The organism is Paucibacter soli (genome assembly GCF_037482845.1).
In the GTDB taxonomy this organism is placed as follows: Bacteria; Pseudomonadota; Gammaproteobacteria; order Burkholderiales; family Burkholderiaceae_C; genus Paucibacter_B; species Paucibacter_B soli.
Genome location: NZ_JBBHJW010000002.1, coordinates 154,224 through 176,539 on the forward strand (window position 1 = coordinate 154,224; position 22,316 = coordinate 176,539).

The window sequence follows — 22,316 nt, forward strand, 5'->3', positions numbered from 1 at the left end:
AGCGCCCGCCATGCCCGAACTGACCGAACTCGATGTCGCCACGCTGTACCGCCAGGTGCTGTGGGCGGGGTTTGCGCTGGCCTGCCTGTTCGGCGCTATCGCGCAGCGCAGCCATTTCTGCACCATGGGCGCGCTCGCCGACATCGTCAATATGGGCGACTGGACGCGCATGCGCATGTGGGTGATGGCCATGGGTGTGGCGGTGCTGGGTTTCAACGCCATGGTCTGGCTGGGCTGGCTGGAGGCCGGCAAGAGCATTTATGCGGCGCCGCAATTGCTCTGGGCCTCGAACCTGCTGGGCGGCCTGCTGTTCGGCGTTGGCATGGTGCTGGCCTCGGGCTGTGGCAGCAAGACCCTGGTGCGTCTGGGTGCCGGCAATCTGAAGTCGCTGGTGGTGTTCCTGGTGATGGGCCTGGCCGCCTTTGCCACCATAAAGGGCATCACTGCTGTGCTGCGGGTTGAGACGGTGGACCGCCTGGTGCTGCCGCTTGGCACGGGGCAGGATCTGCCCAGCCTGCTGGCAGCCCGGCTGGGCCTGGACGGACGCCGGCTGGCCCTGGCCTGCGGGCTGCTGTTCGGCGGCGCGGCGCTGGTCTGGGCGATGTGGCGCAGCGAGGCGCGTGAACGCGCGGCCCTGCTGGGAGGGCTTGGCAGCGGCAGCGTGGCGCTGGCGTTCTGGTGGGTGAGCGGGCGCCTCGGACATGTGGCCGAGGATCCCAGCACGCTGCAGGAATTGTTCGTCGGCAGCAGCGGCCAGCAGCGCATGGAGGGCCTGAGCTTTGTCGCGCCGGTGGCCAATACCCTGGACTGGCTGCTGTTCTACAGCGACAAGAGCAAGCTGCTGAATCTCGGCATCGTCAGCACCCTGGGCGTGCTCTGCGGCTCGATGCTGACGGCCCTGGCCACGCACCAGTTTCGCTGGGAAGGCTTTCGCAATGTCGACGACCTGGCCAGCCACCTGGTGGGCGCGCTGCTGATGGGCGTGGGCGGCGTGGTGGCGCTGGGTTGCACCATCGGGCAGGGCCTGTCGGGCATCTCGACGCTGAGCCTGGGCAGCTTGCTGGCCCTGGCCGGTATCATGGCCGGCGCGGTGCTGGCCCTGCGCTGGCAGGCGTGGCGCCTGGAGCGCATGGCATGACCTTGTCGGAAGCACATGCCGACACCGAACGCCGTTTCGGTGGCCTGCGTCGCCTCTACGGCGAGCGCGACTACCTGCGTCTGCGCGCCGCACGCTTCGCTGTGGTGGGCCTGGGTGGCGTAGGTTCCTGGGCGGCCGAGGCGTTGGCGCGTATGGGCGTGGCCGAGCTCACCCTGATCGATCTGGACCAGGTGGCCGAATCCAATATCAACCGCCAGATCCAGGCGCTCAGCTCGACCCTGGGAATGGCCAAGGTAGAGGCCTTGCGGCAACGCTTTGCCGACATCAATCCGTCCTGCCGCGTGCATCTGGTCGAGGAATTCGTCGACGAGCAGAACTGGCCGGACCTGCTCGTGGGCCGTGGCATCGATGGCCTCGTCGACGCCTGCGACCAGGTGCGTGCCAAGGCGAAGCTGGCGGGCTGGGCGCGCGAGACCGGCACGGCCTTTGTCACCGTTGGTGCGGCGGGCGGCAAGCGCCAGCCGCATCTGGTCGAGGTACAGGACCTGGCCCTCACCACCCACGACCCGCTGCTGGCCAGTCTGCGCCAGCGCATGCGCAAGCAGTACGGGGCCGCGCGGGCAGGCAAGATCGGGGTCAGCTGCGTCTACTCGCGCGAGCCGGTGCAGCGCCCGGCCGAGTCCTGCGATCTGGACGGCAGCCTCAACTGCCACGGCTATGGATCGAGCGTGGCCGTCACCGCCGGTTTCGGCATGACGGCGGCGGCCGAGTTGGTGAAAGAATTTTTGAAATAATGCTTGCAGCGCCCGTGGAAAAACTTCTATAATTTGAGGCTCTGCTGAACGGGGGTTGTTAGCTCAGTCGGTAGAGCAGCGGACTTTTAATCCGTTGGTCGCAGGTTCGAATCCTGCACAACCCACCAGTCTGTGGTTTCGTGGGTCCTTAGCTCAGTTGGTAGAGCAGCGGACTCTTAATCCGTTGGTCGAAGGTTCGAATCCTTCAGGGCCCACCACGAAACTTCAGGACGGACCAGATTCGGGTCCTTAGCTCAGTTGGTAGAGCAGCGGACTCTTAATCCGTTGGTCGAAGGTTCGAATCCTTCAGGGCCCACCAAATCCCGAATCGTCAAAAGGACCTGTCGCAAGACAGGTCCTTTTTTCGTTGGGCGCATTCCTGCACAAATTGCACGGTGCTGCTGGTTATCCCTCCCGAGTCGCGGGTGTACTGTAAAGATACGTTTCGATACCATGGCGCCTTTGCCACGCAAGTCCCCGAAAGAGGGTGCTGGAGGGCGTGAGGGACGGTCAGACCGTCCATCGAGATGAGCTGACGAGGGAAACCCATGACTGTGATCGGTGGCACCGCGGCGCCGCTGCCGGCGCGCGCAATAGCGCCCTGGCGCCTGCTCGGGCTGAGCATTGACCTGGAGAGCCGGCGCGACTTGGGCCGGCTCACGCTCGGCTTTCTCGCCTTCCATCTGCTGCTCTGGACCCTGCTGGCCAGCATCAGCCACCGGGCGCCGCCCTGGGACAATATCGAGCAGCTGGTCTGGATGCAGTCGCTCGAGTGGGGCTACTACAAGCACCCGCCGTTTCCCACCTGGTGGGTGCATTTCTGGACCCTGCTGCTGGGGCGCTCGATCTGGGTCACCTTCTTCGCCGCGCAGCTGAACGTGGTGATGATGCTCTGGATCGTCTGGCGCATCGCGCTGCTGGTGGCCTCGCCGCTGCGCGCCTTCACCGCGACGGTGATGACCAGCCTGCTCGTCTACCATGGCGTGCACGGCATCATGGCCAACCACAACACCCTGCAGCTGATGCCGGTGGGCCTGCTGCTGTGGTGCACGCTGCTGGCGGTGCGCGACTGGCGCTGGTGGCGCTGGGCGCTGGCCGGTGCCGCCGCGGCCCTGTGCCTGCTGGCCAAGTACAGCGCGCTGATCTGGCTGGTGGTGCTGGCCGCCTGGTTGCTGGCCGAGCCGCGCATGCGTTCCTGGCGCGCCTGGGGCGGGCCGCTGATCGCCGTGGCGGTGATGGCGGTGCTGGTCGGGCCGCATATCGAATGGTTGTTGCGCGAGGGCGCGCCTACCCTGGGTTATGTCGACAAGGCGGTGCATGGCGAGAACGATGCGGTCAATCTCGGTCATTGGGCCAGGTTGGGCAATTTCATCGTGATCCAGCTCTTGCGTGCGCTGCCCATGTTGCTGGGCCTCGGGGCGCTCTACCTGATGCTGCGCAAGGACGGCCGCGAGGCCGCACCGCGGCGGCCGGTGCGGCCAGAGTGGCGTTTCGTCAGCTTCATGGCCATCGGCCCCTTTGTGCTGACCTCACTGCTGGGCGTGGCGGGCGTGCGCCTGGGCTCGGCCTGGGCCGCCACCTTCTTCATCCTGCTGGGCGTGTTCGCCTTGCGCTGGATTCCGCAAGTGAGCGCGCTGCGGCTGGCCAAGGTCACGCTGGCAGTGGGGCTGGCGATGGAGCTGCTGCTGGCCTCGGGCATGGCGATCGGCAGCGGCTGGCTGGTCGATCTGAGCGCGCGTCCGGCGCGTTCCAATTTCCCGGCGCAGCGCCTTGGCCATGAGCTTGACGCCATCTGGGCCGAACGCATGCCGGGCCAGCCGCTGCGCGTGGTGGTGGGCGAGACCTGGCTGGCCGGCAATGTCTCGGTGCGCTCGCGCCATCAGCCCATGGTGTACATCGATGCCAACCCGGCCAAGTCGCCCTGGATCAACGAGGCCATGCTGCGCGATTGCGGCGCGCTGCTGGTGGTGGACCGGCGCGACCTGGCCAACCCGCTGGACCCACGCGTGAGCGATCTGCTGGCCCAGGCCGGCAGCAGCGGCGGCCTGCAAATCCCCTGGACGCGCCGCGAGACCGGGCCGCAGCTGGAGGTGGAGTGGGCGATTCTTGCGCCGCGGCGCGCCGGCGTCTGCCCAGCCTGACTGGCATGGCACCATGTCGCTGAAGCTCTATCTGCTGTTTCTGGCCATGGCCACGGCCACCGTGTTCAGCCCCGGCCCCGGCGTGATGCTGACGCTCAACAACACGATGCGCCTGGGCTGGCGGGCCAGCCTGCCTGGCATTCTGGGCATCGCCGCCGGCGCCCTGGTGGTGGCCGGCATCTCTGCCACCGGCCTGGGCCTGTTGCTGGCAAGTTCGGCGCTGGCCTTCAGCATCATCAAGCTGTTGGGCGCCGCCTACCTGGTCTACCTGGGCGTGAAGCTCTGGCGCAGTCCGGGCCTGGGCTGGCAGGATGCCGCAGCGGCCGCGCCGCAAGCGGCGCGCCGCCGTTTTGCCGAGGGGCTGGCGCTGCAGTTCACCAATCCCAAGGCGATCTTCTTCTTCGTCTCGGTGCTGCCTCAATTCGTCGACGCGCGCGCCGCCCATGGGCCCCAGTTCGCCCTGCTGGTGTGCAGCTATGCGGCCCTGGTGGTGCTGATCCACACCGGCTATGCGATCACGGCCCAGCGTGCGCGTGGCTGGCTGCGTTCCGAGCGCACCGGGCGCCTGCTCAACCGTGCGGGCGCCATCACCTTCATGGGCTTTGGCGTGGCCATGGCCGGCGCCAAGGCCTGAACCGCGGTCCCGGCCACAAGGCCTGAGCGGCCAAAGGGCCATGCCCGCTGGGCTAGACTCCAGCGCTCTTCTTCAGCGCCCCGATACGCACCGCACCCGATGTCCACTCTCACCGAAGCCAGCCTGCTGCAGGCCCTGCAGACCGTCATCGACCCCAACACCCAGCAAGACCTGGTGAGTGGCAAGCAGATCAAGAACCTGCTCATCGCCGGCGCCGATGTGAGCTTCGAGGTGGAGCTGGGCTATCCGGCCGCCAGCCAGCATGCCGGCCTGCGTGCCGCCCTGGTGGCCGCCGCACAGGCGCTGCCCGGCGTGGGCCGGGTCGAGGTGCGGATTGGCAGCAAGATCATTGCGCATGCGGTGCAGCGCGGCGTGCAGCTGCTGCCCGGCGTGAAGAACATCGTCGCCGTGGCCTCGGGCAAGGGCGGGGTGGGCAAGAGCACCACGGCCGCCAATCTGGCGCTGGCGCTGGCCGCCGAGGGCGCGCGCGTGGGCCTGCTGGACGCCGACATCTACGGCCCCAGCCAGCCCACCATGATGGGCATCTCGGGCCGCCCCGAGAGCCTGGACGGCCAGAACATGGAACCCATGCTCAGCCATGGCCTGCAAGTGATGTCGATCGGCTTCCTGGTGGCCGAGGACCAGGCCATGATCTGGCGCGGCCCGATGGCCACCCAGGCCTTGGAGCAGCTGCTGCGCCAGACGCGCTGGCAGGAGCTGGACTATCTGATCATCGACATGCCGCCCGGCACTGGCGACATCCAGCTGACGCTGTCGCAGCGCGTGCCCGTGACCGGCGCGGTGATCGTCACCACGCCGCAGGACATCGCCCTGATCGACGCCAAGAAGGGCCTGAAGATGTTCGAAAAGGTCGGCGTGCCCATCCTGGGCATCGTCGAGAACATGGCGGTGCACATCTGCAGCCAATGCGGCCACGCCGAGCATATCTTCGGCGCCGACGGTGGCAAGAAGATGGCGCAGCAGTACGAGATCGACTACCTGGGCGCCTTGCCGCTGGCGCTGAGCATCCGTGAGCAGACCGACGCCGGCCGCCCCTCGGTGGTGGCCGAACCCGACGGCGAGATTGCGCGTCTCTACAAAGAGCTGGCGCGCAAGGTGGCGGTCAAGATTGCCGCGCAGGCGAAGGATTACTCGGCCAAGTTCCCGGCCATCAACATCTCCAAGAACAGTTAGGCTAGCTAGTTATATGAGCGGGCAATAAGACGCTCAAAACAATCGTTAAGCCAGAGCTCCGGCCTCCGATACTCGGATCAGGCATGGTGCTGAGCCCATGGAGTCTCCTGGGCGTGCCCATGACCATAACGGTATCAGGGAGCTTACAGATGAAGACGATCAAGCAGCTGTTCGCGACAGCACTGCTCGCGACGGGCATTGTGATTGCCCTTTTGTTCATGGCGATCTGGCGTGTCGGTGTGGCCACCGACACGCTCACCCAGGCGCAGAGCGCGCGCTTTCTCTCCGCCAGCCTGGCGGACGAGCTGCGCCAGAGCTCCGACGACCTGACCCGGCTGGCGCGCACCTATGTGATGACCGGCGACGCGATGTGGGAGCAGCAGTACTTCGAGGTGCTGGACATCCGCAACGGCAAGCGCCCGCGGCCCGATGGCTACGAGAAGATCTACTGGGATTTCCGCGCGGCCGGGGTGGATCCGGCCGGTGGCAGCGGGCGCAGCCAGTCGCTGCTGGACACCATGAAGCAGGCCGGTTTTACCGAGGCCGAGTTCGGCAAGCTCAAGGAGGCTGCCGCCAACTCCGACGATCTGGTCAAGACCGAGACCGTGGCGATGAATCTGGTCAAGGGTCTGTACGAGGACGGCCGGGGCGGCTTCACCCGCAAGGGCGAGCCCGATCTGCCCAGGGCCCAGGCCCTGATGCACGACAAGGCCTATCACGCCTACAAGGCCAAGATCATGAAGCCGGTGGACGAGTTCCTGCGCATGCTGGACCAGCGCACCGAGCTCGCGGTGCAGGCCGCACACGCGACGAAGGACCGCTGGTATGCGTTCACGGTGCTGCTCACGCTGCTGTTGCTGGCCACCGCGATGGGCTCGCTCTGGTATGCGCGCGGCTGGATCGCGCAGCGCCTGGGCGGCGAGCCGCATGAGGTGGTGGCGGTGGTGGAGGCCATCGCCGCCGGCAATCTGGCACATCGTTTCGTCAACACCAGCAGCGACCCAGCCAGCGTGATGGGCGTGCTGGCGCGCATGGTGGAGTGCTTCTCCACCGCGGTTTCGCAGGTGCGCAGCGGTGCCGACGGCGTGGCCACCGCCAGCTCCGAGATCGCGCTGGGCAACAGCGATCTGAGCTCGCGCACCGAGCAGCAGGCCAGCGCACTGCAGCAGACCGCCGCCTCGATGGAGCAACTGGGCTCGACGGTGCGCCAGAACGCCGACAACGCCCACCAGGCCAACCAGCTGGCGCTCAACGCCAGCCAGGTGGCGGTGCATGGCGGCGAGGTGGTGAGCCAGGTGGTCGACACCATGAAGGGCATCAACACCAGTTCGCGCCGCATTGCCGACATCATCAGCGTGATCGACGGCATCGCCTTCCAGACCAATATCCTGGCGCTCAACGCCGCGGTGGAGGCGGCGCGCGCCGGCGAGCAGGGCCGTGGCTTTGCGGTGGTGGCCAGCGAGGTGCGCGGCCTGGCGCAGCGCAGCGCCGAGGCCGCCAAGGAGATCAAGAGCCTGATCAACGACAGCGTCGAGCGCGTCGAGCGCGGCAGCTCGCTGGTGGACCAGGCCGGCGCCACCATGCAGGACGTCGTCAGCGCGATCCGCCGCGTCACCGACATCATGGGCGAGATCAGCAGCGCCAGCAGCGAGCAGAGCGCCGGCGTGCACCAGGTGGGCGACGCCGTCAGCCAAATGGACAAGACCACCCAGCAGAATGCCGCCCTGGTGGAGCAGAGCGCGGCCGCGGCGGAGAGCCTGCAGCAGCAGGCGGCGCAGCTGGTGCAGGCGGTAGCGGTGTTCCGCCTGGCGTAGCCGTCCGACCGGCCCGAATCGCGTAGGATCTGGCCTTCGCAGCGGCCCTTTGACTGGCCGCTGCGCTAGCTTGAGCAGTACGAAGAATGATGACGGGTCTGGATGTGAGTGCGAATAGGCGTATCGAGCGCCGTGGCTGCCTGGCCGCAGGCCTGGCTGCGCTGCTGCCAGCCTGGGCAGGCGCGCAGCCGTCGGGCGCCGTGCTGCGCCCCTGGCCCAAGGGCCAGGCCACCCCCGGCCTGAGCCTGCCCGGCTTCGAGGGCCCGGGCTGGAGCCTGGCCGAGGCCAAGGGCCGGCCGGTGCTGCTGAATTTCTGGGCCAGTTGGTGCGAGCCCTGTCGCGCCGAGATGCCTTCGCTGGAATTGCTGGCGCAACGCCACGAGCGCGAGGGCCTGCTGGTGCTGGCCGTCAACCAGCGCGAAACCGATGCCGCGCTGCGCCGCTATCTGCAGCTGATGCCGATCAGCCTGCCGGTGCTGCGCGACCTGGACGGCAGCACCTCGCGTGCCTGGGGCGCGCGCGTGCTGCCCACCACGGTGGCGCTGGGGCGCGACGGCCGGGCCCTGTTTACCGTGATGGGCGAACTCGACTGGACCGGGCCGCAGGCCCGCCAGTGGATCGCCCCGCTTTTTGCCTGATGAGTATGGATACCGTCATGACCTGCACCCGCCGCCAACTGCTGATCCAATCCGGTGCCGCCCTTGCTGCCTTGCCAGCGCTGGCCGCCGAGGCCGCACGCAGCTTCGAACCCCAGGTGGGCCCCTGGCGCACGTTCGAGCTGACGCTCTCGGTGCAGGTGGTCGATCCGCAGGGGGAGGTCAAGCTCTGGCTGCCCTTGCCCGATCTTGAAACCGACTACCAGCGCACGCTGGCGCAGGGCTGGAGCGGCAATGCTGGCGAGGCCAGGCTGGTCGCGGACGCGGCGCGCGGCACGCGCATGCTGTACGCAGCCTTCCCGGCCGGGGTGACGGAGCCGACGCTGCAGCTCACGAGCCGCGTGCAGACGCGCAGCCGCGCGGTGGACTGGTCCAGGCCAGGACGCGCCAGCGAGGATGCGGCCCTGCTGCGCGCCTGCCTGGCGCCCACCGAGCTGCTGCCCACCGACGGCATCGTGCGCCAGACCGCGCAGCAGATCAGCCGCGGCGCCGCCAGCGACGTGGACAAGGTGCGTGCCCTCTACCAATGGCTGCTGGTGAACGCGCACCGCGAACCCAAGGTGCGCGGCTGCGGCAATGGCGACATCAAGACCATGCTGGAGACCGGCAATCTGAGCGGCAAATGCGCCGACCTGAATGCGCTGTTCGTCGGCATGTGCCGCTCGGTGGGGGTGCCGGCGCGCGATGTCTACGGCCTGCGCGTGGCGCCCTCGGCTTTCGGCTACCGCGAGCTGGGCGCCAACCCGGCCAGCCTCAAGGGCGCGCAGCATTGCCGCGCCGAGGTCTTTCTGCGCCAATACGGCTGGGTCGCGATGGACCCGGCCGATGTACTCAAGGTGATGCGACAGGAGACGCCGGAATGGATCAAGGATCTGCAGCATCCGCTGGCCGCGCCGGTGGCCAAGGGCCTGTTCGGCGGCTGGGAGGGCAACTGGGTGGGCTACAACATGGCGCACGATCTGCACCTGCCGGGTAGCGCGGGCAAGGCCAGCCTGCCCTTCCTGATGTATCCGCAGGGCGAAAACGCCAGCGGCCGCTTCGACGAGCTGGCGCCGGACAGTTTCAAATACACGATCAGCGCGCGCGAGCTCCTCGCCTGAGGCCGACATGACGAACTCACCGGCCCCACAAGACCTGGCCTTGCAAGCCCTGCTGGGCCGCTATTCCGTGGGCCCCAAGCACTTGGTCGAGCCCGGCCCCAGCGACGCCGAGTTGCGGCTGATGGTGCAGGCCGCGCTGCGCGCGCCCGACCATGGCGAGCTGCTGCCCTTTCGCTTCAAGCTGGTGCGGGGGGCGGCGCGCCAGCGCATGGCCGAGCTGTTCGCTGCCGCCGCGCGTGCCGCCGGCAAGGACGAGGCCGGCGCCGCGCTGGACGCCGAGCGCGCCCTGCGGCCGCCGCTCACCGTGGCGGTGCTGGCGCGCATCGACCTGGGCCACCCCCAGGTGCCGGCGCATGAGCAATGGGCCGCCGTGGGCGGTGCGTTGGCGCAGTTCCTGACGGCCGCGCATCTGCTAGGTTATGGAGGCAAGATGCTCAGCGGCGCCAAGGTGCGCAATGCCGAGATCGCCGCCGCCTTCTCTTCCCCCGGCGAGACCCTGCTGGGATGGATCGCCCTGGGCACGCCGGCCAAGCGGGCCAGCGGCCCCTCGCGCAAGGCGGGCGTGGACGTGGCGCTGCAGGAGTGGCGGGGCTGATCAGGCCTGTAGCGCTTGTTCCATCAGTTCGGCGTAGTGGCAGATGCTGCCACGGCCGCGCCGCTTGCCCTCGTACAGCGCCAAATCGGCCAGACGCAGCAGTTCCTCGTGCAGGCTGGCGTCGCTGGGGAAGAATGCCAGGCCCACGCAGGCCGAGATGCTGACGCTGCGGGGCGCGCCTTGCGTGCCTTGCGTGCTGAGAGCGATCGGCTCCTGCAGCAGGGCCAGCACGCGCCGCATGATCTGCGTGGCCTCGTCGGCATGCTCAAGCTGATTCAGCAGGATCACGAACTCGTCGCCGCCCAAGCGCGCCACCGTGTCGTTGCCACGCATGCATTGCGCCAGGCGGCGTGCCACCACGCGTAGCACCTCGTCGCCGGCGGCATGGCCGAGGTGGTCGTTCACCGGCTTGAAGCCGTCCAGGTCCAGATAGCACAGCGCCATCGCGCGCGCCTCGCGCTGCGCCAGCGCGAGCGCTTGCGGCAGCCGGTCCATCAGCAGCAGCCGGTTCGGCAGGCCGGTGAGCGCGTCGTGGTAGGCGTAGTGCTCCATCTCGGCATGGGTCTGCTTGAACGCCGTGATGTCCTGCACCGTGCCATGCAAGCGCCGCACCCGGCCCCTGGCATCAAGGGCCGCCTCGCCGCAGATATGCACCCAGCGCCGCGCGCCATCCTCGCGCTGCAGCTCGGCATCGCATTGGTAGGGCGTGCCGTCGCGCAGGCAGCGTTCCACGCAGGCCGACAGCAGGGCCCAGCTCGCGGGGCTGAAGTAACGCTGAACTTCCGGATAGCCGGCCGGTCCGGCCGCCGGGTCGCGTCCATAGAGCCGATAGATCTGGGCCGACCAGTAATGCTTGTCGAGCTGGCAATCCCATTCCCAGTTGCCCATGCCCGCCAGGTACTGGACCTTGCGCAACTCGGCCTCGCGCCTGGCCAGCTGGCGGTTGCTGCGGTAGACCAGGGTGGCGGCCAGGGCGATGGCGAAGATCGCCAGCGCGGCCAGCCCGACCAGCAGCACCGCCTCCGCCATGCCGCTGCCCGTGCAATCGGTCGCCAGTCCGGCACATGCAGGCGTGCGTGCCTGCTTGATGGCCAGCAGGGTCATGGCCAGTATCAGCAGGGCGATCATGGCCACCGTCAGCACATAGCCGATCGGCCTTGGCCGCGGGTCTGCCCTCGGCATCAGGGATGCCGGGCCGCGCTCTCTTGTGTCTTGCATACCTGGATCCCGTCGGGCCAGGTCCCTGTGCTTCTAGCTCTTTGCTTGCAGGCTACGCCCGCAAATGCGCGGCAAACTTGTTCTTGGTCAAGCTCGGATGCCGGTACCTATTTCGGCAGGCTCAGCGTGACGCTGAGCTTGACCGTTTGCCGGGATTTGTTGCTCCACATCCAGCAATAGTCCTGCGCGCCGTCCACCACCAGGCTGCCCTGCTCCTGACTCGATTGCTCGACGCGCGCCGGGTAGCGCACCTCCTTGCCGAGGTGGTAGTGGATGTTGAAGTTCAGCGCCTGGTCCGACTGGTAGTTCCAGTTCACCGTCTGGCCGGCTTGCAGCGGGCCGCAGATCTCGGCGAACTTGCCGGGCGCCAGGCTCAGCTGGCGCTCGAAACGGCCCGTATCGCCCCAGCCGATCTCGATCAGCTCGGCGTGCGCCAGGCCGGCCAACGCCAACGCCAAGCCGGCGCCCATCGCAGCACGCGCCCTCATGGCAGCAGCTGCAACTCGGTCACCACCATGCCGGCGGCGGAGCGTTCGGCGGCGAAGCGGACCTTGGCGCCGACCTTGAGCTTGTCGAACCAGGCCGGGTCCTTGAGCCGGAACACCATGGTCATCGGCGGCATGTCCAGGTTCTTGATCTCCCCATGCTTGAGGGTGATCTTCTGGTTCTCCTTGTCGATCTTGCGCACCTCGCCCTCGCTCAGTTCGGCCGCCAGGGCGGACAGGGCGGGCAGGAATAGGGCGCCTGCCAGCAGCAGCGCGAAGGGGCGGCGTCTTGTCATGGTCATCATTTGTTCACCTGTATCTTGCCCACCATGCCGGCCTGGTAATGGCCGGCGATCAGGCAGGCGAAATCGAATTCGCCGGCGCGGTTGAAGGTCCAGATTATCTCGGCCTGCCGGCCGGCCGGCACATGGGCCATATAGGGCTCGTCATGCTCCATGTCCGGAAATTTGAGCATCAGCGCGGCATGCGCGTCGAGCTCCGCCTTGGTGCCCAGCACGAACTCGTGCAGCATCGCGCCCTCGTTCTTCAGCACGATGCGCAGGGTCTCGCCGCGCCGCACCTGCAGGCGCGCGGGCGTGAAGCGCATGTTATCGCTCATCACGAAGCGCACCGTGCGCGTCGCGGCCTTAGGGTCGGCTGCGATGCCCCAGGCTTTCTGTTCCTTGCGCAGTGCGCCGGCATGCTGTTCGGCGCCATGGGCTTGTGCACAAGATGCGCCCAGGCTCAGCAGCATGGCGACGGCCCAGGCCTTGATGTCAATGGCCATGATGTCCTCCGCTTGGTTTGCGAATCTGCACCTCGACGCCGCCGGCGGGCTGGGGCAAGGCCGGCCGCGCCGGCTCGGCCAGCGGCCCCTGCCATTCGTAGGCCAGGCTGCCGGGCGGATGCTTGAACCAGCCGGGGTCGCTGTAGTCGCCCGGTTTCTGATCCTTGCGCACCTTCAGCATGCTGAACATGCCGCCCATGGCCACCGGACCGAAGGGGCCGCTGCCGGCCATCATCGCCGCGGTGTTGTCGGGCAGGGGCATTTCCATCTCGGTCATGTCGTGCATGCCGCGCTCGCCCATCACCATGTAGTCGGGCACCAGTTGCGTGATCTTGCGCGCCAGCTGGCGGTGGTCCACGCCAATCATGGTGGGCAGGTCGTGGCCCATCGCGTTCATGGTGTGGTGGCTCTTGTGGCAGTGCAGGGCCCAGTCGCCTTCCTCGTCGGCAATGAAGTCCAGCTGCCGCATCTGGCCCACCGCTACATCGGTGGTGACCTCGGGCCAGCGCGCGCTCCTGGGTACCGGGCCGCCATCGGTGCCGGTGACCGTGAACTCATGGCCGTGCAGATGGATGGGATGGTTGGTCATGGTGAGGTTGCCGACGCGGATGCGCACCTTCTCGCCCTGGCGCGCCACCAGCGGCGCGATGCCCGGGAACACGCGGCTGTTCCAGCTCCAGAGATTGAAGTCCAGCATCGTCATGATCTTGGGCGTGGCGCTGCCGGGCTCGATGTCGTAGGCGTTCAGCAGGAACACATAGTCGCGGTCCACCGTGTCGATGAGCGGATGCTTCCCCTTGGGATGGGTGATCCACAAGCCCATCATGCCCATCGCCATCTGCACCATCTCGTCGGCATGCGGGTGGTACATGAAGGTGCCCGGGCGGCGCGCCACGAACTCGTAGACATAGGTCTTGCCGGGCGCAATCGGCGCCTGGGTCAGGCCGCTGACGCCGTCCATGCCGCAGGGCAGGCGCTGGCCATGCCAGTGCATGCTGGTGACCTCGGGCAGCTTGTTGGTGACGAAGATGCGCACCCGGTCGCCCTCCACCACCTCGATGGTGGGGCCGGGACTCTGGCCGTTATAGCCCCACAGGTGGGCCTTGAAGCCGGGCGTCATCTCGCGCACCACCGGCTCGGCCACCAGATGGAATTCCTTCACCCCGCCGCTGCCCATGCGCCAGGGCAGGGTCCAGCCGTTCAGCGTGACGACAGGGTTGTAGGGCCGGCCGCTGGCGGGCTGCAGCGGCGGCTGGGTGTCGGGCGAGGTCTGGGTGACGGGTTCGGGCAGGGCGGCCATCGCCACCTTGCTGACCGTGCCGACCGCAAGCGCCGCACCGCCGAGAAAGTTTCTGCGGGAAACCATGGGCTTCTTTCAGTGGCCACCGCTGTCAGCGGCGGCGGGTGTGGCGGTGATTGCGCCGGCCCGGGCGAGGCCTGGCTTGCCCAGCAGGGCCTGGTCCAGATCGGCCTTGGCGAGCCAGAAATCGCGCTGCGCGTCGATCGCTGCAGCCACGCTGGCGATCTGCGCGCGCGTGTCGGCCAGCAGCTCGAACACGCCGATCAGCATGCCGTTGTAGCGCAAGAGGTTTTCCTCGGCGATGCGCTGGCGCAGCGGCACCAGTTCCTGCCTGTGATGCTGGGCGATGGCATGGGCGGAGCGGTAATTGCCATAGGCCTCGCGCAGCTCCGAGCGGGCGTTGATGGCGGTCTCGGCGACGCGCTCCAGCGCCTGCAGATACTGGCTCTCTGCGCGCGCCACGCGCGCCTGGCCCCAGTCGAACAGCGGCAGCTCCAGGCTCAGCTCCCAGCCGCGCTGGGTGGGCGCCAGGTTCGAGCTGTTGCGCACCAGGCCCAGCTCCAGCACGTTCACCATGCGCGTTACGCGGCTCAGGCCCAGCTGTCGCGCCAGCGCCTCGCTGGCCAGCCGGGCGCCCTGCACATCGAGGCGCCGGGCCATGCCGATGCGCTCGATCTCTGGCAGCTCGTCGGCCTGGGCGGGCAGATCGGGCAGGCGCTCGGGCAGGGCAAAGCTCGCTGCCTGCTCGCCCCACAGGCCCAGCTGGCGGGTCAGGCGTTCGCGTGCGCTGCGCTGCAGCTGTTCGGCGCGCGCCAGCCCCAGCGCGGCGTCGGCATAAAAGCCCTGCTCACGGGCGCGCTGCAGCGCGCTGAAGTTGCCCACCTGGGCCATGCGGCGCGCCAGCTCGGCGCCGGCCTCGGCGGCCTCCATCACCTGGGCGGCATAACGCCGCGCTTGTTCGGTGGCGACCGCTGCTATCCAGGCCTTGCGCGTCTCGGCCGCCAGGCTCAGCACCTCCAGGGCAACGCGCTGCTTGCTCTGCTCGAAGCGCCGCGCCTCGAGCTGGCCGGTCCAGGGCAGGGCCAGCAGCCTGGCCAGGTTGAGGTGCAGGCCGCGTTCGATCTCATGCTCGTCGCCGCGCTGCAGGCTGGCCAGGCTGATGCCCGGGTTGGGCAGGCGGCCGGCCTGCACAAAGTCCGCTTCGCCGATGCCCAGTTCAAAGAAGCTGGCCTGCAGGCCGCGGTTGTTGAGCAGGGCCAGCTGCACCGCGGCCTCGGCGTCCAGCGGCTGCGCCAGCAGCTCGGCCACGCGCTGGCGGATTGCGGCGCGCTCGGCCTCGCTGCGCGCCCAGCGCAGCTCCTTGTCCAGATGGTTGCGGGCGCTCTGCTGCACCGGGCCGAAGCCGCCATCGGCGCTGAAACCGGCGCAGCCGCCCAGCAGGGCCAGGCTCAAAAGCAGGGGCAGGCCTCTCATGGCGTGCCGACTCCGCGTGGCGCCGAGGCCGGGCTGGCCGCAGACGCGGGCTGGGCTGGCTGGGCCGCCTCGCGCGCATAGGCACGCCAGCCGCCGTTGCGCAGCACCTGCTCGTTGGCCGCGCGCCAGGGCGTGGCGGGGGCTTCGTCGAAGCGGCGGTAGGCGTCCAGTGCCTTGGGCGCCACGGCCCCGGGCACGCGGGCCTGCGCGTCCGCCGGGTCGCCGGGCTGGGCCAGTGCCTGCAGGCTGCAGCCCAGCAGTGCTATCCATACGGGTCGCTTTTTCAACAACATGTCCGCACTCTAAGTGAAGCCACGATGCTCGGGCTTGCCATCGGGGCAAGGTCAAGCGCCGTTGGCCTACAGCCCCAGTGCCTCCTCCGTTTCGCGCGGCGCAGGCTCAGGCGGGGGTGTGGGCTGGCCGGGCGGATGCTGCTGGCCAGGTGAAACTCGGCCGCCTCAGGTGAGCGGGCGCGTCAGGTCCCGGACGACGGTGGGCCCGACGCGCTGCTCGATCTCGCGTAGCAAGGCCTGACCCCAGCCGAGTGCGAACATGGCCTCGGCCACCACGAACATCGGGCCCACCAGCAGGCCCACGAGATCGTCGACGAAGGCGGGTTTCCTGCCCTCGTAGTAATGGCCGATGAACTGGATGATCCAGCCCAACGCAAAGGCGCTGACGCCCCAGCCCAGCCAGGCGCCCGCGCTGCCTGTGGCGAAGGGCTCGGCCAGCGCCATCAGGAGGCCGTTGACGGCACTCACCGCCAGGCCCAGCGGCAGATTGCCGCGCGTCAGATACCAGAGGGTGCTGGCGCCCCACAGCAGCCAGGCGGCGCTGAGCGCATAGCCGGCCAGCTCGAACTGGGCGCGCGCCAGCAGGATGCCGATCGCGAACACGATCAGCGGGATGCCGACGAAATGGGTGGCGATATTGCGGCGGTCGCGGTGGTAGGCCGCGTACTGGGCCATCAGCTCGGTGGCGGAGCGCAAGGGGCTGGCTGCCATGATGATGTCTCCGGTGCGGTGGATGTGTTGATGTTAGGACGAAGGCGGTCTTGCTGAAGTCAAAATGCCGACAAACCCGGCGCTGGCAAACCCTATGTCGTCCACCTCCTTGCAGCTGACCGCGCCGCTGGCCCTTCTGCTGGCACTTCTACTGGCGGCCTGCGCGCAGGCACCCGCCCCGGTAGTCGCGCCGCCGGAGCTGCCGGCCGCGGCGGCGCAAGGCCTTTGGACGGTGGATGCCGGCGCGTCCAGCCTGCGCATCCTGGTGCTGCGCGGCGGCCGCCTGGCGGCCCTGGGCCATAACCATGTGCTGGGCCTGCCGGCGCTGCGGGGTGGTGTGCAAATGCCGGCCCGGCTGCTGGACCTGAGCTTTCGCCTCGACGCGCTGGAATTCGACCGGCCGGCCTGGCGCGCCGCGCTGGGGCCGGACTTCGCCTCGCAGCCGGACGCCGATGCGATCGCCGCGACGCGCCGCAATATGCTGATCGCGCTGGAGGCCGAGCGCTTTCCGTTGGTGCGCTTGCGGGCCCGTGACCCTAACGGAGATGGTCTGCGGCTTGAGCTGACGCTGCATGGTCAGACGCGCGTCCTCACCGTGCCGCTGCAGCTGGACCAGCAGGCGCACAGCCTGCGCGCCCGCAGCCGCTTCACGATCAGGCAAAGCGATTTCGGCATCCAGCCCTTCAGTGTGCTGGGCGGGCTGCTGGCGGTGCAGGACGAGCTGCGTATCGAGGCCGACCTCCTGCTGAGGCCTTAGACCAGCCCCTAGACCAGGCCATCGAAGGGCAGCACATCCACCTCCTCGCCCGCCGCCACCTCGCCCTGGTGGTGGCTCAGCAGCACCAGGCCGTTGGCGCGGCTCATGCTGGAGAGGATGCCCGAGCCTTGGTCGCCGGTGATCTCGACCTGCCAGCGCCCGTCGGGCGCGCGGCTGACGATGCCGCGCTGGTATTCGGTGCGGCCGGCGCGCTTGCGCAGCGCGCGCGTGCTGGCGGCGCGCAGCAGGGGCAGGGGGGCAGGTCTTGCCCCGCCCATCACCAGCAGGGCCTCGCGCACAAAGGCGTAGAAGGCCACCATCACCGCCACCGGATTGCCGGGCAGGCCGAACAGCAGGGGGGCGTCGGGGTTCTTGCCGAGCCGGCCGATCGCCATCGGGCGGCCCGGGCGGATCGCGAGGCGCCAGAACAGCACCTCGCCCTGCTCGCTCATGATGCGCTTGGTGTGGTCGGCCTCGCCCACGCCCACGCCGCCCGAGGTGATGACGGCATCGGCACAGGCGGCCGCCTGTGCGAAGGCGCTGCGCAGCGCTTGCGGATCGTCGGGCACCACGCCCAGGTCCAGCGCCTCAACGCCCAGGCGTTGCAGCATGGCCCAGAGGGTGTAGCGATTGCTGTCGTAGACGCAGCCGGGCGCCAGCGGCTCGCCCAGCGAGCGCAGCTCGTTGCCGGTGGAGAAGAAGGCCACGCGCAGGCGGCGGAACACCGGCAGCTCGGCCAGGCCCAGCGAGGCCAGCAGGCCCAGATCGGCGGGCTGCAGGATGCGGCCGGCGGGCAGGGCCACGCTGCCCAGGGCCAGGTCTTCGCCGGCGCGGCGGCGGTTGGCGCCGGGCTGCAGGCTGCCGGCCGCGATCACGATCTCATCGCCCACACGTTCGGTCAGTTCCTGCGGCACCACGGTGTCCAGCCCCGCGGGCATCAGCGCCCCGGTCATGATGCGCTGGCAGCAGCCGGGGGGCAGGTCTTGCGCCTGGCCGGCGCCGGCCAGGCTGGTGCCGGCCACGCGCAAGCGGGTGGGGTCGGTGGCGTTCAGCTCGCTGCCGCGCAGGGCGTAGCCGTCCATTGCCGAGTTGTCATGCGCGGGCACGGCGATGGGCGAGATCTGGTCGGCCGCCAGCACACGGCCCAGCGCGCTGCGCAGCGCTAGTTTCTCCACCGCCTGCACGCGCGGCAGCAGGCGGGCGATGAAGGCCTGGGCCACGCCCACCTCCAGGTCGTCGGCTTGGTAGCCGGGCAGGTCGCTGGCGATGTCTTGGAGGCTGGGTGTCATAAGGTAGGTAGCGGGCAGACCATCAAGGCCTTGTCGATGTAGCGGCCGTCGGGCAGGCGGATCGCGCGCGGCAACAGGCCATAGCGTGTGAAACCCGCGCCTTCGTAGAGGCGCAGCGCCGCCAGATTGCCGGCGCTGACGCTCAGCGTCACCTGCTCCAGCTCGGGCTCGCTGCGCAGCAGGGCGAGGGCCTGGTTCAGCAGGCGCCGGCCTAGGCCCTGGCCCTGCATCTCGTCGGCCACCATCATGCCCACCAGATGCGCCACATGGCGCACCTTCAGGCGCGGCTCGCGCTCGCAGGTGAGTGCGCCCACCATGCGGCCGCCCTGCCAGGCCACCAGGGTGAAGAGGGCCTTGCCGCCCACGCTGGCGTGCAGGCGTGCCTGGTAGCTGGCGGCGGGGCGGGTGGCCTCAGTGGCGGCGTCGGAGGTGAAGGCGTCCTCGTGGCGCATCAGCATGGCATCGCGCAAGGCCTTGTAGGCCGCCAGATCGGCGGGCTGCATGAGGCGCAGCTGCGCCTGTTCAGCTTGCGGCAAGGCGCTGGAGTTCATCGAGGCTGTTGGCATTGAAAAAGGCGGCGGCATCGCCGTCGCGTTCGAAGGGAACCAGCACATGCGGCCGGGCTCGCAGGCAGGCCTCGACGCGATGGCCGCCGCCCGCCAGATAGGCATTCAGCGCCGGGGCCAGGTCTTGCCTGAGCAGGCAGAACACCGGCTGCACGCGCTCGGTGACGGGCAGGGCGACGGCCGCGCCTGTGCGCTCGGCGGCCTCGTGCAGCCGCGCGGCCAGGTCCAGCGGCAGGCGTGGCGCGTCGCAGGGCACGGCCAGCAACCAGGGCGTGCGGCAGGCCTGCAGGCCCGCCAGCAGCCCGGCCAGCGGGCCGGCGAAATCTTCCGATGCATCGGCCAGCACCGCATGGCCATAGGCGGCATAACGCGCCAGATTGCGGTTGGCATTGATCAGCAGCGTGCCCACTTGGGGGCCCAGGCGCTCCAGCACATGCTCGACCAGCGGCCGCCCTTGCAGGGGCTGCAGGCCCTTGTCGACCCCGCCCATGCGGCTGCCGCGGCCGCCGCAGAGCACAAGCCCGGTGATGTCGGCGGCCTGCATGCTCAGCCTCCGATGTAGTGCATCTCGACGCGGCGTTCGCCGGAAGCATCACCCGCGTTGGCCCCGCGCAGCTGCGAGTAGCGGTCGCTGCGACCAGCCCAGACGCCGGCCAGCGCGCCGGCGATCTCGGCGTCGTTGCGGCCTTGCTCGCGTAACAGCGCGCGCAGGTCGTGGCCGCGGTGCGCGAACAGGCAGGTGTAGAGCTTGCCCTCGGTGGACAGGCGCGCGCGGTTGCAGTCGCCGCAAAACGCCTGGGTGACGCTGGAGATCAGGCCGATCTCGCCGCCGCCGTCGGCATAGGCCCAGCGCTCGGCGGTCTCTCCCGGTGCGCTGGCCGAGAGCGGCTGCAGCGCGAACTCGGCCTGCAGGCGCGCCAGCAGCTCCGCCGAGGGCAGTACCTCGTCCATGCGCCAGCCGTTGCTGGCACCCACATCCATATATTCGATGAAGCGCAGCACCACGCCGCTGCCGCGGAAGTGCCGCGCCATGGCGAGGATCTGCTCGTCGTTGCTGCCGCGCTTGACCACCATATTGACCTTGATGGGCGTAAGGCCCACGGCCTGCGCCGCCTCGATGCCGCGCAGCACCTCGGCGACCGGGAAGCCCACGTCGTTCATGCGCTGGAACACCGCGTCGTCCAGCGCGTCCAGGCTCACGGTGATGCGTTGCAGCCCGGCATCCTTCAGGGCGCGCGCCTTTTTGGCCAGCAGCGAGCCGTTGGTGGTCAGCGTCAGGTCCAGCGGTGCGCCCTCGGGGGTGCGCAGCGCGGCCAGCATCTCGATCAGGCGTTCGAGGTGGCGGCGCAACAAGGGCTCGCCGCCGGTGAGGCGCAGCTTCTGCACCCCCTGGGCCACGAAGACGCGCGCCAACCGGGTGATCTCCTCGAAGCTCAACAGATCGGCATGCGGCAGGAACTCGTGGTAGTGATCGAACACCTCCTTGGGCATGCAATAGCTGCAGCGGAAATTGCAGCGGTCGGTGACCGAGATGCGCAGATCGCGCAGCGGCCGGCCCAGGGCATCGGTCAGCAGGCCGGTGGCGGCGGGCAGCTCGCGCGGCACGGCCGGCACCAGCGCTACCAGGCGCTGGTCGATCAGGGGAATCACGCCGTCTGTCATGCGCCGGATTGTGCCCTTTGCGCCCGTCCCTGGCGGGCCTGGGGTCGGGCAGTTTTGCCTTAGATCAAGTTGGAGGGGCTTGCGGCCGGGCCTTTCAACGGGTGGAATGCGGGCATGACGCTGATTACCTCGGTCCTGCACCCGGACCTTCCCAGCTTCGTCGCCTTCGGCGAAGCACTCACCGACCTGATGCGGATGGGCCCCGACAGCTGGCGCTCCGCCTGCGGGGGCGCCTCCTGGAATGTGGCCGCGGCGATGTCACGCCTGGGCGAGCTGAGCGCCTTTGCCGGCGGCATCAGCAACGATGTGTTCGGCCAGGAACTCTGGCGGGCCAGCGCCGATGCCAACCTGGACCCGCGCTTCATCCAGCAGTTCGCCAAGTCGCCGCTGCTGGCGGTGGTGCACGAGACGCAGCCGCCGCAATACTTCTTCATCGGCGACGACAGCGCCGACCTGTACTTCCAGCCCGACGGCCTGCCCTCGGGCTGGCGCAGAGCCTTGCGCTGGGCGCATTTCGGCGGCATCAGCCTGGTGCGCGAGCCGCTCGCGCGGCGCCTGCTGGAGCTGGCCGAAAAGCTTAAGAGCCAGGGCAAGCGCATCAGCTTCGACCCGAACTACCGAAGCCTGATGGACTCCAGCTATGACGAGACGCTGGAGCGCATGTGCCGCATTGCCGACGTCATCAAGGTCTCGGACGAGGACCTGCGCGGCCTGTTCCGCACCGGCGACTACCACACCGGCCTGGCCCAGATCAGCGCCTGGAACCCGCATGCCACGGTGATGCTGACGCGCGGCGCCGAGGGCGCGAGCCTGTTCCATGTGCGCGGCGATTTCCACGCCCTGCCGCCCGCGGTGGAACTGGTGGATACGGTGGGCGCGGGCGATGCCGCCATGGCCGGCCTGCTCCACAGCCTGATGCGCCATGCCGAGGCCGCGCCCGAGCAGCATCTGCGCTGGGCGGTGGCGGCCGGCGCCGCGGCCTGCACCGCGGCGGGTGCCGTGCCGCCCAGCCTGGCTCAAGTGCAAGAGCTGGCCCCGCAGGTCAAGGTCTGGGCGGACTGAGCGCTTAGTCGCCGCGCTTGCTGGCCACCAGCGTCTGCGGCCCACGTACCTGCAGGCGGGCGCGGCCGGGCTCGGGCGCGGCCAGCGGTACCACCTCATGCAGCGTGGCCCGGCAGCGCAGGGTCAGGTCTTGATAGGTCTGCGTGCCTTCCAGCTTCCAGCGCATCTCGTCTTCGCTCAAGGGACGCATCACCTTGGCCGGCAGGCCGGCGATGAGCGACTTCTCGGGCAGCTTGAGCCCGGCGCGCACAAAGGCGCAGGCGGCGACGATGCTGTAGGCGCCCACCTCGGCCTCGTCCATCACCACCGCATTCATGCCCACCAGGGCGTCGTGGCGCACCACGCAGCCATGCAGCACAGCACCATGGCCGATATGGCCGTTGCGCTCGACGAGGGTCTCCGAGTCGGGAAAGCCGTGGATCACGCATGTGTCCTGCACGTTCGCGCCCTCGTGCAGCACGATGCGGCCAAAGTCAGCGCGCAGCGAGGCCAGCGGGCCGATATAGCAGCCCGGCCCCACATGCACATCGCCGATCAGCACGGCGGTGGGGTGGACGTAAGCGTCGGGATGGACGACGGGGATCACCCCGTCGATCGAGTAGCAGGGCATGGGCAGGATCTCCTGATTTGCGTCAAGGGTTTTCCCCGACGTGAATAGACCTTGTGTTGAATCAAGCTGGACCTTA

General features: G+C 68.8%; 24 protein-coding genes and 3 tRNA genes. 14 read left to right on the forward strand and 13 right to left on the reverse strand.

From position 1 onward, the window contains the following. The first annotated feature begins 19 nt into the window (after nucleotides 1-19). From WG898_RS05420 to WG898_RS05475, 12 genes are all read left to right on the forward strand, one after another. Nucleotides 20-1,138, forward strand: a complete 1,119-nt coding sequence (locus WG898_RS05420) for a YeeE/YedE family protein (RefSeq protein WP_339602243.1) — start codon at nucleotides 20-22, stop codon at nucleotides 1,136-1,138. Beyond that, complete coding sequence (locus WG898_RS05425; protein ID WP_339601745.1) at nucleotides 1,135-1,893, forward strand: tRNA threonylcarbamoyladenosine dehydratase; 759 nt, start codon at nucleotides 1,135-1,137, stop codon at nucleotides 1,891-1,893. Before WG898_RS05420 ends, WG898_RS05425 begins: the two co-directional genes overlap by 4 nt. 52 nt (nucleotides 1,894-1,945) lie before the next feature. Beyond that, nucleotides 1,946-2,021, forward strand: a tRNA-Lys gene (locus tag WG898_RS05430). A gap of 14 nt (nucleotides 2,022-2,035) precedes the next feature. After that, nucleotides 2,036-2,111 (forward strand) — tRNA-Lys (locus WG898_RS05435). A gap of 25 nt (nucleotides 2,112-2,136) precedes the next feature. Further along, nucleotides 2,137-2,212 (forward strand) — tRNA-Lys (locus tag WG898_RS05440). Between the two features lie 229 nt (nucleotides 2,213-2,441). Beyond that, a complete protein-coding gene (locus tag WG898_RS05445; RefSeq protein WP_339601746.1) occupies nucleotides 2,442-4,034 on the forward strand; it encodes a glycosyltransferase family 39 protein in 1,593 nt (530 codons plus the stop codon). A gap of 13 nt (nucleotides 4,035-4,047) precedes the next feature. Further along, nucleotides 4,048-4,668 carry a LysE family translocator gene (locus WG898_RS05450; protein WP_339601747.1) on the forward strand — a complete coding sequence of 207 codons (621 nt, stop codon included), beginning with the start codon at nucleotides 4,048-4,050 and terminating at the stop codon, nucleotides 4,666-4,668. 99 nt (nucleotides 4,669-4,767) lie between these two features. Continuing rightward, a complete protein-coding gene (gene apbC, locus WG898_RS05455; RefSeq protein ID WP_339601748.1) occupies nucleotides 4,768-5,862 on the forward strand; it encodes an iron-sulfur cluster carrier protein ApbC in 1,095 nt (364 codons plus the stop codon). Nucleotides 5,863-6,011: 149 nt separating this feature from the next. Then, entirely contained in the window at nucleotides 6,012-7,676 is a 1,665-nt protein-coding gene (locus WG898_RS05460; RefSeq protein WP_339601749.1) for a methyl-accepting chemotaxis protein, read from the forward strand. Between the two features lie 86 nt (nucleotides 7,677-7,762). Beyond that, entirely contained in the window at nucleotides 7,763-8,314 is a 552-nt protein-coding gene (locus WG898_RS05465) for a TlpA family protein disulfide reductase (protein WP_339601750.1), read from the forward strand. A 17-nt stretch (nucleotides 8,315-8,331) separates the two neighbouring features. Continuing rightward, on the forward strand, nucleotides 8,332-9,432 hold the full coding sequence (locus WG898_RS05470) for a transglutaminase-like domain-containing protein (protein ID WP_339601751.1): 1,101 nt from the start codon (nucleotides 8,332-8,334) through the stop codon (nucleotides 9,430-9,432). Between the two features lie 7 nt (nucleotides 9,433-9,439). Then, entirely contained in the window at nucleotides 9,440-10,027 is a 588-nt protein-coding gene (locus WG898_RS05475) for a nitroreductase family protein (RefSeq protein ID WP_339601752.1), read from the forward strand. Here WG898_RS05475 and WG898_RS05480 read toward each other — a convergent pair whose 3' ends face one another. The 8 genes from WG898_RS05480 to WG898_RS05515 form a co-directional block, all read right to left on the reverse strand. Further along, on the reverse strand, nucleotides 10,028-11,245 hold the full coding sequence (locus WG898_RS05480) for a diguanylate cyclase domain-containing protein (RefSeq protein ID WP_339601753.1): 1,218 nt from the start codon (nucleotides 11,243-11,245) through the stop codon (nucleotides 10,028-10,030). A 107-nt stretch (nucleotides 11,246-11,352) separates the two neighbouring features. Then, a complete protein-coding gene (locus WG898_RS05485) occupies nucleotides 11,353-11,733 on the reverse strand; it encodes a hypothetical protein (protein ID WP_339601754.1) in 381 nt (126 codons plus the stop codon). After that, nucleotides 11,730-12,026: a copper-binding protein gene (locus tag WG898_RS05490; RefSeq protein ID WP_339601755.1), complete on the reverse strand. Its 297-nt coding sequence runs from the start codon at nucleotides 12,024-12,026 to the stop codon at nucleotides 11,730-11,732. Before WG898_RS05490 ends, WG898_RS05485 begins: the two co-directional genes overlap by 4 nt. A 5-nt stretch (nucleotides 12,027-12,031) precedes the next feature. Beyond that, on the reverse strand, nucleotides 12,032-12,517 hold the full coding sequence (locus WG898_RS05495; protein ID WP_339601756.1) for a cupredoxin domain-containing protein: 486 nt from the start codon (nucleotides 12,515-12,517) through the stop codon (nucleotides 12,032-12,034). After that, nucleotides 12,507-13,883, reverse strand: coding sequence for a multicopper oxidase family protein (locus WG898_RS05500; protein WP_339601757.1), 1,377 nt, complete (start codon nucleotides 13,881-13,883; stop codon nucleotides 12,507-12,509). The genes WG898_RS05495 and WG898_RS05500 overlap by 11 nt, the downstream gene beginning before the upstream one ends. A gap of 9 nt (nucleotides 13,884-13,892) precedes the next feature. Next, nucleotides 13,893-15,290 (reverse strand): TolC family protein, encoded by a 1,398-nt coding sequence (locus tag WG898_RS05505; protein WP_339601758.1) that lies wholly within the window; start codon nucleotides 15,288-15,290, stop codon nucleotides 13,893-13,895. Beyond that, complete coding sequence (locus tag WG898_RS05510) at nucleotides 15,287-15,583, reverse strand: hypothetical protein (RefSeq protein ID WP_339601759.1); 297 nt, start codon at nucleotides 15,581-15,583, stop codon at nucleotides 15,287-15,289. The genes WG898_RS05505 and WG898_RS05510 overlap by 4 nt, the downstream gene beginning before the upstream one ends. Before the next feature lie 165 nt (nucleotides 15,584-15,748). After that, a complete protein-coding gene (locus WG898_RS05515; protein ID WP_339601760.1) occupies nucleotides 15,749-16,294 on the reverse strand; it encodes an Mpo1 family 2-hydroxy fatty acid dioxygenase in 546 nt (181 codons plus the stop codon). A 94-nt stretch (nucleotides 16,295-16,388) separates the two neighbouring features. Between WG898_RS05515 and WG898_RS05520 the strand changes: the two genes are divergently transcribed. Further along, on the forward strand, nucleotides 16,389-17,051 hold the full coding sequence (locus WG898_RS05520; protein ID WP_339601761.1) for a YceI family protein: 663 nt from the start codon (nucleotides 16,389-16,391) through the stop codon (nucleotides 17,049-17,051). Nucleotides 17,052-17,059: 8 nt separating this feature from the next. Here the strand turns inward: WG898_RS05520 and moeA are convergent, their stop codons facing one another. The 4 genes from moeA to moaA are packed head-to-tail and all read right to left on the reverse strand — an operon-like array spanning nucleotide 17,060 to nucleotide 20,568. After that, nucleotides 17,060-18,340 (reverse strand): molybdopterin molybdotransferase MoeA, encoded by a 1,281-nt coding sequence (moeA, locus tag WG898_RS05525; RefSeq protein ID WP_339601762.1) that lies wholly within the window; start codon nucleotides 18,338-18,340, stop codon nucleotides 17,060-17,062. Next, the gene (locus WG898_RS05530) at nucleotides 18,337-18,891 is read right to left on the reverse strand and encodes a GNAT family N-acetyltransferase (RefSeq protein WP_339601763.1); all 555 of its coding nucleotides are present in this window, start codon (nucleotides 18,889-18,891) and stop codon (nucleotides 18,337-18,339) included. The genes moeA and WG898_RS05530 overlap by 4 nt, the downstream gene beginning before the upstream one ends. After that, nucleotides 18,863-19,450: a molybdenum cofactor guanylyltransferase MobA gene (gene mobA / locus WG898_RS05535; protein ID WP_339601764.1), complete on the reverse strand. Its 588-nt coding sequence runs from the start codon at nucleotides 19,448-19,450 to the stop codon at nucleotides 18,863-18,865. The genes WG898_RS05530 and mobA overlap by 29 nt, the downstream gene beginning before the upstream one ends. Before the next feature lie 2 nt (nucleotides 19,451-19,452). Then, nucleotides 19,453-20,568, reverse strand: coding sequence for a GTP 3',8-cyclase MoaA (gene moaA / locus WG898_RS05540; protein WP_339601765.1), 1,116 nt, complete (start codon nucleotides 20,566-20,568; stop codon nucleotides 19,453-19,455). 114 nt (nucleotides 20,569-20,682) lie between these two features. Between moaA and WG898_RS05545 the strand changes: the two genes are divergently transcribed. Next, nucleotides 20,683-21,630, forward strand: coding sequence for a carbohydrate kinase family protein (locus WG898_RS05545; protein ID WP_339601766.1), 948 nt, complete (start codon nucleotides 20,683-20,685; stop codon nucleotides 21,628-21,630). Between the two features lie 4 nt (nucleotides 21,631-21,634). On the opposite strand, the gene WG898_RS05550 is transcribed toward WG898_RS05545, so the two are convergent. Continuing rightward, complete coding sequence (locus tag WG898_RS05550) at nucleotides 21,635-22,240, reverse strand: phenylacetic acid degradation protein PaaY (protein WP_339601767.1); 606 nt, start codon at nucleotides 22,238-22,240, stop codon at nucleotides 21,635-21,637. Nucleotides 22,241-22,316 lie beyond the last annotated feature (76 nt).

Excerpts from the sequence above, each read along its gene's own strand:
- WG898_RS05425 (WP_339601745.1), top strand. The coding sequence starts at position 1,135 with ATGACCTTGTCGGAAGCACATGCCGACACCGAACGCCGTTTCGGTGGC.
- WG898_RS05445 (WP_339601746.1), top strand. The coding sequence starts at position 2,442 with ATGACTGTGATCGGTGGCACCGCGGCGCCGCTGCCGGCGCGCGCAATA.
- WG898_RS05450 (WP_339601747.1), top strand. The coding sequence starts at position 4,048 with ATGTCGCTGAAGCTCTATCTGCTGTTTCTGGCCATGGCCACGGCCACC.
- apbC (WP_339601748.1), top strand. The coding sequence starts at position 4,768 with ATGTCCACTCTCACCGAAGCCAGCCTGCTGCAGGCCCTGCAGACCGTC.
- WG898_RS05460 (WP_339601749.1), top strand. The coding sequence starts at position 6,012 with ATGAAGACGATCAAGCAGCTGTTCGCGACAGCACTGCTCGCGACGGGC.
- WG898_RS05465 (WP_339601750.1), top strand. The coding sequence starts at position 7,763 with ATGATGACGGGTCTGGATGTGAGTGCGAATAGGCGTATCGAGCGCCGT.
- WG898_RS05470 (WP_339601751.1), top strand. The coding sequence starts at position 8,332 with ATGACCTGCACCCGCCGCCAACTGCTGATCCAATCCGGTGCCGCCCTT.
- WG898_RS05475 (WP_339601752.1), top strand. The coding sequence starts at position 9,440 with ATGACGAACTCACCGGCCCCACAAGACCTGGCCTTGCAAGCCCTGCTG.
- WG898_RS05480 (WP_339601753.1), bottom strand. The coding sequence starts at position 11,245 with ATGCAAGACACAAGAGAGCGCGGCCCGGCATCCCTGATGCCGAGGGCA.
- WG898_RS05485 (WP_339601754.1), bottom strand. The coding sequence starts at position 11,733 with ATGAGGGCGCGTGCTGCGATGGGCGCCGGCTTGGCGTTGGCGTTGGCC.
- WG898_RS05490 (WP_339601755.1), bottom strand. The coding sequence starts at position 12,026 with ATGACAAGACGCCGCCCCTTCGCGCTGCTGCTGGCAGGCGCCCTATTC.
- WG898_RS05495 (WP_339601756.1), bottom strand. The coding sequence starts at position 12,517 with ATGGCCATTGACATCAAGGCCTGGGCCGTCGCCATGCTGCTGAGCCTG.
- WG898_RS05500 (WP_339601757.1), bottom strand. The coding sequence starts at position 13,883 with ATGGTTTCCCGCAGAAACTTTCTCGGCGGTGCGGCGCTTGCGGTCGGC.
- WG898_RS05505 (WP_339601758.1), bottom strand. The coding sequence starts at position 15,290 with ATGAGAGGCCTGCCCCTGCTTTTGAGCCTGGCCCTGCTGGGCGGCTGC.
- WG898_RS05510 (WP_339601759.1), bottom strand. The coding sequence starts at position 15,583 with ATGTTGTTGAAAAAGCGACCCGTATGGATAGCACTGCTGGGCTGCAGC.
- WG898_RS05515 (WP_339601760.1), bottom strand. The coding sequence starts at position 16,294 with ATGGCAGCCAGCCCCTTGCGCTCCGCCACCGAGCTGATGGCCCAGTAC.
- WG898_RS05520 (WP_339601761.1), top strand. The coding sequence starts at position 16,389 with ATGTCGTCCACCTCCTTGCAGCTGACCGCGCCGCTGGCCCTTCTGCTG.
- moeA (WP_339601762.1), bottom strand. The coding sequence starts at position 18,340 with ATGACACCCAGCCTCCAAGACATCGCCAGCGACCTGCCCGGCTACCAA.
- WG898_RS05530 (WP_339601763.1), bottom strand. The coding sequence starts at position 18,891 with ATGAACTCCAGCGCCTTGCCGCAAGCTGAACAGGCGCAGCTGCGCCTC.
- mobA (WP_339601764.1), bottom strand. The coding sequence starts at position 19,450 with ATGCAGGCCGCCGACATCACCGGGCTTGTGCTCTGCGGCGGCCGCGGC.
- moaA (WP_339601765.1), bottom strand. The coding sequence starts at position 20,568 with ATGACAGACGGCGTGATTCCCCTGATCGACCAGCGCCTGGTAGCGCTG.
- WG898_RS05545 (WP_339601766.1), top strand. The coding sequence starts at position 20,683 with ATGACGCTGATTACCTCGGTCCTGCACCCGGACCTTCCCAGCTTCGTC.
- WG898_RS05550 (WP_339601767.1), bottom strand. The coding sequence starts at position 22,240 with ATGCCCTGCTACTCGATCGACGGGGTGATCCCCGTCGTCCATCCCGAC.